The sequence below is a fragment of the Methylobacterium sp. BTF04 genome (assembly GCF_010692745.1).
Taxonomy (GTDB): Bacteria; Pseudomonadota; Alphaproteobacteria; order Rhizobiales; family Beijerinckiaceae; genus Methylobacterium.
Window position 1 is genome coordinate 185,913 of record NZ_JAAHTB010000003.1, and the last position, 11,850, is coordinate 197,762.

General features: G+C 66.0%; 13 protein-coding genes and 1 pseudogene. 5 read left to right on the forward strand and 9 right to left on the reverse strand.

The features are described 5' to 3' along the window. Window position 1 precedes the first annotated feature (1 nt). Window positions 2-727, reverse strand: coding sequence for a Crp/Fnr family transcriptional regulator (locus G3T14_RS03505; protein ID WP_348645203.1), 726 nt, complete (start codon window positions 725-727; stop codon window positions 2-4). Between the two features lie 487 nt (window positions 728-1,214). On the opposite strand from G3T14_RS03505, the gene G3T14_RS03510 reads away from it, so the two are divergent. Continuing rightward, entirely contained in the window at window positions 1,215-1,466 is a 252-nt protein-coding gene (locus G3T14_RS03510; protein WP_246732886.1) for a hypothetical protein, read from the forward strand. An 18-nt stretch (window positions 1,467-1,484) separates the two neighbouring features. On the opposite strand, the gene G3T14_RS03515 is transcribed toward G3T14_RS03510, so the two are convergent. The 3 genes from G3T14_RS03515 to G3T14_RS03525 form a co-directional block, all read right to left on the reverse strand. After that, a complete protein-coding gene (locus G3T14_RS03515) occupies window positions 1,485-2,093 on the reverse strand; it encodes a DsbE family thiol:disulfide interchange protein (protein WP_163640070.1) in 609 nt (202 codons plus the stop codon). Then, the gene (gene ccmD, locus G3T14_RS03520; protein WP_163640072.1) at window positions 2,090-2,254 is read right to left on the reverse strand and encodes a heme exporter protein CcmD; all 165 of its coding nucleotides are present in this window, start codon (window positions 2,252-2,254) and stop codon (window positions 2,090-2,092) included. Before ccmD ends, G3T14_RS03515 begins: the two co-directional genes overlap by 4 nt. Window positions 2,255-2,386: 132 nt before the next feature. Further along, on the reverse strand, window positions 2,387-3,181 hold the full coding sequence (locus tag G3T14_RS03525) for a heme ABC transporter permease (protein ID WP_163640074.1): 795 nt from the start codon (window positions 3,179-3,181) through the stop codon (window positions 2,387-2,389). A gap of 37 nt (window positions 3,182-3,218) precedes the next feature. Here G3T14_RS03525 and G3T14_RS03530 point away from each other — a divergent pair, with 37 nt between their 5' ends. Next, window positions 3,219-3,500 carry an HAD hydrolase-like protein gene (locus tag G3T14_RS03530; RefSeq protein ID WP_163640076.1) on the forward strand — a complete coding sequence of 94 codons (282 nt, stop codon included), beginning with the start codon at window positions 3,219-3,221 and terminating at the stop codon, window positions 3,498-3,500. Window positions 3,501-3,550: 50 nt separating this feature from the next. Here G3T14_RS03530 and G3T14_RS03535 read toward each other — a convergent pair whose 3' ends face one another. Then, window positions 3,551-4,354, reverse strand: coding sequence for a Crp/Fnr family transcriptional regulator (locus G3T14_RS03535; RefSeq protein ID WP_163640162.1), 804 nt, complete (start codon window positions 4,352-4,354; stop codon window positions 3,551-3,553). 230 nt (window positions 4,355-4,584) lie between these two features. After that, window positions 4,585-4,833, reverse strand: coding sequence for a hypothetical protein (locus tag G3T14_RS03540; protein WP_163640078.1), 249 nt, complete (start codon window positions 4,831-4,833; stop codon window positions 4,585-4,587). Between the two features lie 237 nt (window positions 4,834-5,070). Here G3T14_RS03540 and G3T14_RS03545 point away from each other — a divergent pair, with 237 nt between their 5' ends. Beyond that, window positions 5,071-5,286: a hypothetical protein gene (locus G3T14_RS03545; RefSeq protein WP_163640080.1), complete on the forward strand. Its 216-nt coding sequence runs from the start codon at window positions 5,071-5,073 to the stop codon at window positions 5,284-5,286. A 95-nt stretch (window positions 5,287-5,381) separates the two neighbouring features. On the opposite strand, the gene G3T14_RS03550 is transcribed toward G3T14_RS03545, so the two are convergent. The 3 genes from G3T14_RS03550 to G3T14_RS03560 form a co-directional block, all read right to left on the reverse strand. Beyond that, on the reverse strand, window positions 5,382-6,446 hold the full coding sequence (locus G3T14_RS03550) for a hypothetical protein (RefSeq protein WP_163640082.1): 1,065 nt from the start codon (window positions 6,444-6,446) through the stop codon (window positions 5,382-5,384). Between the two features lie 44 nt (window positions 6,447-6,490). Further along, window positions 6,491-9,571 (reverse strand): transglycosylase domain-containing protein, encoded by a 3,081-nt coding sequence (locus G3T14_RS03555; RefSeq protein ID WP_163640083.1) that lies wholly within the window; start codon window positions 9,569-9,571, stop codon window positions 6,491-6,493. Window positions 9,572-9,740: 169 nt separating this feature from the next. Further along, window positions 9,741-10,343 (reverse strand): hypothetical protein, encoded by a 603-nt coding sequence (locus tag G3T14_RS03560; protein WP_163640085.1) that lies wholly within the window; start codon window positions 10,341-10,343, stop codon window positions 9,741-9,743. Window positions 10,344-10,816: 473 nt separating this feature from the next. Between G3T14_RS03560 and G3T14_RS03565 the strand changes: the two are divergent. Next, window positions 10,817-10,939 (forward strand): annotated as a pseudogene (locus G3T14_RS03565) (IS5/IS1182 family transposase); the annotation flags it as partial. 196 nt (window positions 10,940-11,135) lie between these two features. Further along, window positions 11,136-11,651 carry a DUF2778 domain-containing protein gene (locus G3T14_RS03570; protein ID WP_163640087.1) on the forward strand — a complete coding sequence of 172 codons (516 nt, stop codon included), beginning with the start codon at window positions 11,136-11,138 and terminating at the stop codon, window positions 11,649-11,651. Window positions 11,652-11,850: the final 199 nt, after the last annotated feature.

Below are 11,850 nucleotides of genomic sequence, written 5' to 3' on the forward strand. Positions count from 1 at the left end.
GTCAGGCCTGAGACGGCAGTCCCAGCACGCGCTCGTACTCGGCTTCCGGCACCCCGTAGGCCTCGCCGGCGATCTCGAGCAGGATCGACCGATCGCGGATGCTGATGCCGCCGCGCCGGGTCTTGAGCGCCCCCGCATTCTCGAGAACCCGCAAGGCGGTGGTGACGCCGGCCCGGCGCACGCCGAGCATCACCGACAGGAGTTCGTGGGTGAGCGGCAGATCCTCGCGGTCGGCCCGGTCGTGGCACATCAGGAGCCAGCGGGAGAGGCGCTCCTCGATGGTGAAGCGGCTGTTGCAGAGGCTGCCCTGCGCCACCTGGATCGTGAATACCTGGGCATACCGCAACAGGTGATCGTGCAGGGAGCGGCCGCCCGAGATAGCCTGACGGAACGCATCCGCTTCGATGCAGAGCGCCCGGCACGGAATCTGGACGACGGTGAGATTGGGCGACCGGTCGACACCGTGCAGGAGCGCGAGCCCGGTCATCCCCTCCGGGCCGATGATGCCGGCCTCGGCCTGTGTCCCGACGACGGTGCGGGCCACCACCGAAAACATGCCGGATTCCGGCAGGCACACCGTCGTGATCGGCTCACCGGGCTTTTCAAGAACCTCGCCTTGCTCGAAAGAACATCGCACGAGGTTTGGTAGAATTCGTTCAAAATCGCCAGCCGACAGCACGCGGAGGAGACGATTACGGACGCTGGATTGTAGAATGAACGCGGTCACAACTCTGCCGATCTACAGGCGAGAGCGCACTCGGCTTCGTCACCCGCGGCCCATTTTTAGAGAAGGGCGATGATTATTCTTGTATCACGTCGATTAAGGTATGTGAAGATAGTACTTACAAACAGATAAGAACGGTTTCGCTCTTAGCTGTGCGGTATCGTATTTTATGATCTAACCAACTAATACCGGCACGATAATCATTAAGAATTAACAATTATTAATTCGTTATTGATGTGGAACGACTTACGTATATTCGATAATATATTTTCAGCGTATCATTTTATTATTTATGCTGTTTTATCGAATAGGCCAGATTTATTTCAAATATCCGCACTATTTCATCGTTTTCGCGTGAAGCCGGCAGGCCATCCGAGGGCTCAATAGCGCTCCGAGACAGCGCAGACGACTACAGGGAACAGGCAGGCACGAACCATCGTTCGACTTCCAAGCCACGTCCTCGGCATGCGTGCTTGGGAACGAGCCTGGGATGACCATCATGCCCCGCTATTTTTTCAACATTCGTGACCGCACCGGTCTAATCGACGACCCGGACGGCGACGAGGTAGCGAGCGTCGCCGCAGTGCAGGTGCTGGCCAAGGCGATCGTCGACGACATCCTCGGCAATCCGGGAACCTACGGGGACCCGCAAGCCTGGCAGCGTCGCAGCTTCGAGATCACGGACGAGACGGGGGATATCGTCCTCGTCGTCCCGTTCGACGATCGGGTCGCCGACGATTGAAGCGCGGCGGCGGGCCGCCTACTGGGTCGCGGCGGGTGCCTTGCCGGCAGCGCGGACCTTGTCGAGCACCTGCGCGTAATTCTCCGGCGTGACGATGCCCACGAGCTTGTCGCGGATGGTCCCGTCCGGCCCGACGATGAAGGTCTCCGGTACGCCGTAGACCCCGAAATCGATCCCGGTGCGCCCGGTGGAATCCATTCCCACCGCCTGGAACGGAACCCCGTTGCGGGTCAGGAAACGGCGGCCGTTCTCCAGCGTGTCCTTGTAGTCGACCCCCACCAGCCGCACGCCGGGCTCGCGCCCCAACCGCATCAGCTGCGGATGCTCGATCTGGCACGGGGCGCACCAAGACGCCCAGAAGTTGACCACCGTGACGTGGCCGAGGAGATCGGCATGCGACAGGCCGGGCACCGGCTTGCCCTCCGCCTGGAGGCCCGGAAGGGCATCGAGGGCGAATGTGGGGGCCGGCCGGCCGATGAGCGCGGAGGGGATCGCCGAGGGGTCCGCGCCCGAGCGCAGGCGTGCGAAGAAGATCACGGCGAGCAGCGCGAAGGTGACGACGGGCACGATCACCAGGAGCGAGCGGCGCACCGGCTCGGGGGCGGCAGGCGCGGGGCCCGTGCTCACGACCGCTCTCCCGCGCCGTCGCCGAACGCGGCGAGGGCGCGTTTCTGAGCCCGGTTGTCGCGCAGCGCACGCACGATGAGCCCGCCGATCACCAGCGCGGTGAAGGCGTAGGACCCAACGATGAAGCCCGCATGGGGGCTGAGATCGAAACCGAGGCTCATGGGATCCGCAGGGTCATAGGGTCCGGAAGTGCATGGGGTCCGGAAGTTTATGGGGTCCGGAAGTTTATGGGGTCCGGAAGTTTATGGGGTCCGGGAGTTTATGGGGTCCGGGAGTTTATGGGGTCCGAAAGTTCACGGGGTCGTCTGGAAGCCCTGGTTCGTCCGGCCGGCGGATACGGGCCGGATCGGCACGGCGCCGGTATCGAGGCGCTCGGCCTCGCGGATCGTCAGCGCGCGCACCCGGCGGCGCAGGATTTCCGTGCGCATGGCGTAGAGATGGAGCGTGATGCCGAGCAGGGTGAAGGCGAGGATCATCTCGAGGAGCGGATAGAGCATGCTCGGATCGATGGACGAGCCGCCCATCCGCATGATCGAGGCCGGCTGATGCAGGGTCGACCACCAGTTCACTGAAAACTTGATGATCGGCAGGTTCACCGCCCCGACCAGGGTCAGGATGGCGATGGCCCGCGCGGCCCGGTTCGGATCCTCGATGGTGCGCCACAGGGCGATGATGCCGCAATAGATCAGGAACAGCACCAGCATGGAGGTCAGGCGCGCATCCCAGACCCAGTAGGTGCCCCACATCGGCTTGCCCCAGAGCGAACCGGTGACGAGGCAGATCAGGGTGAAGGCGGCCCCGATCGGCGCCGCCGCGCGCTGGGCCACGTCGGCCAGCGGATGGCGCCAGACCAGGGTGCCGATCGCCGAAAGCGCCATGGCGCCGTAGAAGAACACCCCGAGCCAGGCCGCCGGCACATGGATGTACATGATCCGCACGGTCTCGCCCTGCTGGTAGTCGGGCGGCACGACGAACCAGGTCAGATACAGGCCGAACGCGACGAGCAGCCCCGACATCCCGGCGAGCCAGGGCATCAGAGGGGCGGTCCATCGCAGGAAATGGCCGGGATGGGCGAGGCGAGTCCACATGGCTGTGGCATCTAGCCCAGGGTGCGGTGCAGCAGCAATGCGGGGGTTACGCGCAGGGCCGGCCGGAGCGATCATTTCTTCGCGGGCGCTGGCCCGGCGCCGACGCCCCGTGGCGTTCCTAGACCGGGACGGCGTTTTGGATCGCGACCTGCTCGCGCATTGGCCCGTCGATCTGAGCCGGAGCTTCCTGATCGGCGACCGGGAGAGCGACCTCCAGGCCGGCAGGGGCGCCGGCCTTTCCGTCCACCTGTGCGGCGAGGGCGGGCTCGCGGACGTCCTGCCGACGATCCTCGCCGAGGCGCCGTCTCAGCACGCGTGACGGTCGGCGAACCGTCTCATTGGAGGCCGGGCAGATGGATCGATCGCGGGTCAGAGCGCTGGTTCGGCCGTGGGCGGTTCGGTCTCACGGACCGCGCTCGGCGGATTCACCGCCACGAGCTGCCCCTCGGGATCGTAGACCGCGCCGAGCACCGTCTCGTAATGGTTGCGCACCACGCCGTGGCATTCGCAGGCGCCCTCCTCGAGGGCGGCCCGGCTCAGGATGGTGATGCGACCGCGGCCGACCGCGATCAGGCCCTGGCGCTGGAGGGTCCGCAGGATGCGGGTGAGATAGGTCCGCTGCACGCCGAGCATCGCGGCCAGCAATTCGTGGGTGATCGGCAGGGTGTCGCTGCCGGTCCGATCCTGAAGGGTCAGGAGCCAGCGCAGGCAGCGCTCCTCGATCGGGTGGAGGGCGTTGCACGCCACCGATTGCAGCACCTGCGCCAGCAGGCAATCGCCGTAGCGGGTGAACAGGTTGCGCAGGGTCGCCGACTGGCGCTTGGCCTCCTGGAGCCGAAGCGCATCCATGCGCAGGACGGTGCCTCCCATCTGCACCACCGCGCTGGTGGAGGCGGGCAGGAACCCGTTGCTGACGACGCCGCCCAATGCGCCCTCGCGTCCGATCGTGGCGGTTTCGGCGCTGCGCCCGTCGCGCATCGACACGATCAGCGTCGCGACGGTCTGGTGGCAGGGGAAGGCGATGGACGAGACCAGCGTGCCGGTGGTGAACAACGTCTCGCCGCGCTGGTGGACGGACGGTTCGAGATGCGGCGCGAGCAGCGCCCGGTCCTGCGCCCCCAGCGCCTTCAGGAGGAGATTGCCTTCGAACAGCGGTTCGCCGGCCGGGGGCATCGGATACGCTGTGTTCACGATCTGTGTCTCCGACCTCTCGCGCACAGCAATCGATCCAATCTGTCCCTCAGGATACAGACGCAAACCGATTTTGTCGCTGTGAGGGGAAGCCGTCGGTTCTTGCGCGTCGCAAAGCCGGATCGGGCAAGCGCGGATATCGGTCCAGCGGCAGCGGCCAGCCCGCGATGGAGCCGTCGACCGCCTGCGGACGCGTTGAGGTGCGGCGGCGTCTACGCCTGGCCGGCCTCGTCGCCCTCGCCGATGCAGTCGAGGGCGCGCTCGACGGCGGTGACCGCGTCGAGGAGGTTCTGGACGGTGCGCTCGACCTCGCGGGCCGGGCGCCCCATGGCGGCGGCCCGCGCGCTCGTCGCCTGCAGGTGCTCCAGGAGCGCGAACAGGTCGTCGGCGACGGCCACGACGTCGGACACCGAAGCCCGAGGGGCCGGGGTGCGTCGGAGGAAGGGGACTACGTTGCTCATTGCGACGATGTTTTGCGCAACCACCGGGAAAGCGCCAGCCGCAACGCCCCCTGATTCGCCCTGGACCCCCGACTCCCGTGGGATGTGGTGAGCGTTTTCGTGGCGCAGCGACATCACTCCGGCGCGAACCGGCGACGGTTCGTTATCCTTAGACAGACGTTGCGGGTGGGCGCTTGACGGGAAAGGACGGGCGGCGGCACGACGGTACGACGCAAAAGAACAGGATCCCGAACCGCCATGCGCCTCGCCCTCATCGTCCTCTCCGCCGCCCTCGTCTCCGGTCTCGGCGCCTGCAACAGCGACAGCCCGAGCGGCCGCGGCGGCGTCTCGGACGCCTTCGACACCAGCAATTACCGCCAGTCGAACGACACCAACGGCACCCAGACCCGCCGCGACGTGAACCGCCAGTACACCCAGCCCTCGATGCCTTCGATCATCAATCGGGGCAACTGAAGACGGGGGATCTCAAGTCTCGATGAGGGTCTTTCTTTGAGACTGGGCCGCCCCGTGATTCCGGGGCGGCGGCCGACGCGTCCAGTGTGGCCGGTTCAATTCTTGCCCAAGGCGTCCGCGAACGCCGTCATCCGGTTGCGGGCATAGGTCGGCAGCCCGGCGCTGATCGAGGTGCCGGTGTTGAACGACGAATTGCCCATCAGCACCTGGGCCGGCAGCAGGTTCTTGAGCACCGGCACGCGGGCATATTCCTGCTTGCGGTCGAGGACGTCGGCCTTGATCGCCAGGGCCATGTAGGTGGTCACCACGGTCTTGCCCGGATCGCCCGGCATCGGCTGGAACACCGCCAGGAACTTGCCGAAGCGCAGGATCTGGTTGACCCAGAAGATCGTCTGCTCGAGGCCGCCGGTCACCGGTGCGTCGATCTTGGTGAGGCCCGACAGGGCGGCGGCTTCGGCGGGCGGCAAGGTGCGCAACTCGCTCTGGAACGAGACGAATTCGGCGACCTTCTTGGCGGCCCCGTCCTCGAGCTTGTTGGCGAGCTTCACCCCGAGCGGCAGCTTGCCCTCGAGGTCGTAGCGCGACTCGATGCAGGTGGTGCCGAGATCGCACCACGGCCGGTCCGGCCGCTTGGCGAAGGCGGCGGCCGGGTCCTTGGTCGGCGTCACGTCGGCGGGGCTCAACGCCTTGTGCTTGATCACCGGATCCATCTTCGCGACGAAGCCGAGCGTCGCATAGGCCGCGAGATCGATGGACTCGGCGGGCCGCGCCACGACGAACCGGCCCTGCGCCACGTAGACCTTGAGGGTCTCGTGCCGGCGCTTGGTGACGCCGTTGAGCGTCTGCAGGTAATCGGGCTCGGCATAGGCCGGGTAGGGGGCGAGAGCCGCCTGCTCGGCCGGACGGGTCTTGCCCCAATCGAGATAGGCCACGAGGCCGTTCTCGGGCTTGGCCGGATCGTCGCGATGGTCGGTGAACAGGATCGTGCCGGGCTTGAGGCTCGCGAGCCCCGCCGCCTCGATCGACGGCACGTCCTTGATCCGCTCGGCGGCAGGCGGCTGCTGCTTCATGCCCTCCTGGGCCAGGCTCTCCTGCGCCAGAACGGTCGATCCCCCCAGGACAAGGGCGAGGAGAAGGGTCGCAGGACGATGCGTCTGCACGGGGGTGCCTCGGTGTTGTGGACGGGAGGAAGCGGCGGGCCGCGTCAGTAGCGGGAATCTTCGCCGAACAGGTAGTCGGGGTCGCGGCGGCGCGGGCGCGGCGGCTCCTCGTCGCCGAAGGGCGAGCGCTGGGTGCCGGGCCACGGCTGGTAGGCCTCCCCTTGCGCGCGACGGCCGCGGGGTTCGGACCGACTGCCGAACGGATCGAGGAGATCGGCTTCGGATTGGCGCCGGCCGCTGAGGCTCCCGAACAGGTCGCCCGCCGTGTCGGCGCCGTCCTCCGATCCGAGATCGCCGTCCTCGGCATCGGGCCGCATGGCGGTGCGGGTCTCGCGCGGCAGCAGCTTGTACTGGGTGTCGGCCATGCGGCCGTCCTTGACCCGGAAATGTTCGAGGAAGCCGCCGCCCTCGACGCGTTCGCCGCTGCGCGGGTCGATGCTGACATCGGCCAGATTCTGCCGCGCCTCGGGGGAGGGCGGTGCCAGCGGGGTGCGCGGGATGCCGTTGGCCCAGGCCGATTGCAGGATCGACCCGGCGATCGGCACCGCGAGGTGGCCGCCGGTCTGGCCGTGCCCCAAGGTCTTGCGGGTGCCGTCGGCATTGTCGTAGCCGACCCAGACCACGATGGTGATCTCGTTGGTGAAGCCGGCGAACCACGCGTCGTTCTCGTTCTCGGAGGTCCCGGTCTTGCCGGCGATGGCGGACGAGAACCGGCTCAGGGCCGCTGCGGTGCCGTGGTTGGTCACCCCCTGCAGCATGGTCTTCAACTGGTAGAACGCCACCCGGTCGGCCGAGCCGATCCGCGTCGGCTCGCGGGCCGCATGGGTGTAGAGGGTCTTGCCGTCGCGCTCCACGCCTTCGAGGGCATAGGGCGCGGGCCGGGCGCCCTCGTTGGCGATGGCGGCGTAGAAAGCGGCGAGATCCACCATCCGGACCGGCTGGGCGCCGAGCACGAACGGATAGTAGCGCTCGCATTCCGCATAGATCTGCGCCTCGAGCGCCAGATCGCAGACCTTCTGCAGGCTCGCCGGCGCCTTGTCGCTGATCCCGCCCTGGAGCAGGCGCGCGGTGACGAGGTTCTTCGAGAATTCGAGGCCGCGCCGCAGGGTCGTCGCCCCCGAGCCGCCGCCCTCGTAGTTCTTCGGCGACCACGAATCGCCGACCCCGCCGATGGGCGGCAGGGTGACGGCGGCATCCATCACCAGGGTGTTGGGCTGGAGCCCGGCATTGAGGGCCGCGAGGTAGGTCAGCGGCTTCAGGGTCGAGCCGGGCTGGCGCACGGTCTGCGTCACCCGGTTGAGCTGGCTCAGCGGATACGAGAACCCGCCCGCCATGGCGAGGATGCGCCCGGTGCGATTCTCCAGCACCAGAGCCGCGCCCTGGACGCTCGGGCGCACCCGCAGATCGGCCCGCGGCGTCTTCGCGGTCGCGTCGCGCAGCTTCACCCGGACCACGTCGTAGGGCACGAGCTTGCCCCGGGCCGGACCCGGCTCCAGGCTGACCATGCGCCCATCGGCGAGGCCGGCCTTGATGGCGCCGCCGCGCCCGGTCTCGAGCACCACGGCGACGGGCCAATGCACGTCGTAGAGCACCGGCCGGGCGCTCTCCAGCGCCCGCCGCCAGGCCGGCTTCGGACCTTCGGGCTTCGCGCCGGCCACCGTCTGCGCCGCAGCAGCGGTCTTCTTCGCCTCGGCGGCGGCTTTTCGCGCCTCGGCCTTCGATCGGGCAGGTGTCGGCTTCACGGGGTCAGCCGGCTTCGGTGGCTCCGCCGGCTTGGCCTCCCCCCCGACCAGCAGCGGCACGGCCAGCGCCGAGCCCTCGGCGGCGGGCGCGGCGCCTTCGAGCTTGCGCACGGCGTCGGCCAGGTTGAATTCCGGTCCCTCGTAGCGCTGGCGCCCGGTGGAACGCTCGTAATTCGCCAAGCCATCCTGGAGCGCCGTCTCGGTGGCGGTCTGCAGGCCGGCATTGAGGGTCGACCGCACAGTGTGGGAGGCGGAGGTCAGCGAGTCGATCCCCGCGAAGGTGCGTACCTCGCGGGTGAGGTGGTCGACGAAGTAGAAGCCGGAATCGCGCCGCGCCGTCTCGATCGGGCTGAGCCCCAGCGGCGCGTTGGCGGCCTGGACGAGCTGCGCCTCGGTGATGACGCCCTCCTCCTTCATCCGGGCGAGCACATAGGCCCGGCGTTCCCGCGCCCGGTCCGGGTACTTGTCGGGATTGTAGAAGTTCGGCCCCTTGGGCATGCCGGCGAGCAGGGCCGCCTCCGGCACGGAGAGCTGGCCCACCGACTTTCCGAAATAGCTGCGCGCGGCCATCTCGATGCCGTAGGCGCCGCGGCCGAGATAGATCCCGTTGAGGTAGAGTTCGAGGATCTGCGGCTTGCCGAGGATGCGCTCCAGGCGGCTCGCGACGATCATCTCGCGCATCTTGCGCTCGTAGGTGACGTCGTCGCCCACCGAGAGGTTCTTGACCACCTGCTGCGTGATGGTGGACCCGCCCGCCGGACGGCCGGGGGAGGCGAGATTGCCGATGAAGGCGCGAATGACGCCGCGCTCGTCGATGCCGTGGTGGGTCTCGAAGCGCTTGTCCTCGGCCGCCACGAACGCCTTCTGGACCATCACCGGCACGTCGCCGATGGGCACGCTGAGGCGGCGGCCATTGGCCTCGAACGCCTCGGCGTAGCGCTTGCCCGCGCCGTCGAGGATGAGGGAGGCGCCCGGCAGCTTGCGCTCCTTCAGGGCCTCGGCGGAGGGCAGATCGGCCACCGCCTTGTTGTAGAACGCGATGACCTCGGCCGCGTCGAAGGGCGAATCCTTCGGGTCCTCGCCCTTGCAGAACTGGCGGTAGCTGGTGTTGAGCTCGGCGATGTCGAGCCCGTGCAGAATCTTAGGCGCGCTCGCTCCGGCGATGGCGCTGGGGTCTTCCATGGCGGTGGAGATCAGCTCGTCGAGGTTGATGTCCTCGATATCGAAGGACTTGCGCATGTGGGCGCAGCCATCGCGCAAAATCTGCACGACCTGGGCCTTGTCGGCCACCGGATCGAACTGCGTCTTCACCGCATCGGGCCGCGTCGTGACCTGGCTGAGCGTCAGCGCGGTCGCGAACAGCTTGATCAGAATGATGTTCATGCGGGCCGGGACACCGGGGACGAGGGACGCGACGACAGGACGTCAGGGCACGCCCGGCGGGACCGGGCCTGCGAACCCCAGGATGCGATGCACAACGCGGCTGATTTAAGGACGAGGCGCCCGCGCACCACCGAGTCCGGCCACCGGCATCGCACGCGACGGACCGCCATCAGTTCTTGGCGGCGATCGTGAACGGCTGGTCGAAGCTGAAGCTCTTGGGGCCGCCCTTGTCGCGCAGGGTGTAGGCGGCGACGTAATCGCCCGGCGGCAGGCCGTCGAGCGCGAGCGTCACGTTCACGAAGACCTCGCGGTTCTTGAAGCGGCTCGAGAACGAGAAGGTCTGGAAGGAATCCTGCTTGGCCAGCACCTCGCCCGAAGGCGATTTCACCGCGAAATCCATGGTGATCCCGAAGCGGTAACCGTCCCCGTCCGGCACCCAGGCATAGCCCATGGGCTCGATATAGGTGATGAGCTTCTCGCCGGGGGCGAAGACGGAATTGGGCCGCTCCTCGTAGCCGCCATAGAGGCTCGCCGGCTTGCCGACGAACAGCGCATGGCGCCGGGTCAGCGCCATGGTCTCCCAGGCGTCGTCCACCGCGCGCTCCAGCAGGACGATGTCCTGAACCGTCGCGGCGGGCTTCGCATAGGCCCGGGCTCCGGCCTGGATCGCGGAATCGCCCTTGCCGAAGGACCATCCCTCGGCCGAGGCGGGCACCGCCGACAGGACGATGAGAGAGGCGACGAGCCTCGAAATGGCCGACAGCTGCGACATGGCTTGCCCCGAACTCCGCCCACCGGCGGGGCGCACGCGCTCTGCCCTTACGTGTTGCGGCCGAGCAGCACCAGCCAGTCGACACCGATCACGCACACCATCGTGTCCACGGGGATGATCCCCTCGGTCGTTTCCGCAGCATGCGCTGCGATGCCCCTACGACCGCAAGGCTCTCGGACTCGACGTTTTTGAAGAGAGACGTGCCGACGTTGCGGCCGAACGATGCGCAACGCGGCTGGCTTGAGGAGAGCATGAGGCATATTTTTATCTCACTGATGGAGACCGTGCTTGGTAATATTCGACACTAAAAGCGAGTGCAGTGGGCGGCAATGAGAGTGAGAAACCGGTTTAACACTTTTCACTATTCATAAATCGCTATCAATAAAAATCTGGGCTTACGCTGCATTCTTAGCAGACGATCCGCAGGGCGCATTTATCTCAGTCCGATTGCCAATTGCGTTCGTTCATGCGGTCGGTATCGCGAGCGCTGGCGCGTCGAGGCCAGCTTCTGCCGCCTGAAAGACTTCGGACGCATCGCCACCCGCTACGACGCCTCGGCCACAGCCCTCGCCGCCGTCATCGCCGTCTGGTGCTGATCAAGTCCAGACCCCGAGGCTTCACTGAATAAACCGGCGTCTCCTTTGGCGAGGCCCATTGCCCCCCCGACCGGATCGATGAAGCACTTGCGTTATAGGAATTAATCAGTTGCCGTTTATGGAAAATCCGCCGATATTGTTCTAGAAGATAACGATTTAGCCACGCCCGCTCGTTCTTAATTCTATCGGTGACGCCATGATCAGACTGGCCTTCGAATTGAACAACGATACAGTGAGCGTGCTCAAGGCCGACAAAGAATATGTAGCGTTCTCGGGCGACGGCGAGAACCGCAACAACCCCAGCTCCGGCAGCATCGCTAACAGCGGCCCGATTCCCGTGGGCTCTTACTACATAGTCGACCGCGAAAGTGGAGGCATGATGGGAAAGCTCAAGGATAAGACGCTTCACAGAGACCAGTGGTTCGTACTGTATAGAGACGACGACAGCATTGATGACGAGACATTCGTATCTTCTGTCAAGCGTGGTCAGTTTCGGCTGCACCCTCTTGGACCTCGGCGCATGAGCACCGGCTGCATCGTCCTTCAATTTCCCGAAAGATTTCCCGACCTTCGCGGCTACCTACTCTCGCAGCCAGCCGAAAAAATCCCGAACACGGGTATCCGAACCTACGGAATGGTGGACGTCAACGGCCCGAAGATTGACATACTAGATCCCCGGTACCGGCGAGGCGGCGGATCTGGCATGGGGTAACACCGAGGTTAAACGCCGGATTTATCCAGCCCGATATTCTGTGAAAATACTAGAAATCAGTAATCATCAATCTAATAATTGCTCATCATGAATTTCAGGTTTCAAAATTGATCAACTAGAACTGCGTTTCTCCGCCTGCTCGAAGGATGACGAAAATGCCCTCATTCACTCTCGATATGTCAAGTCCAATGCCTTCCGG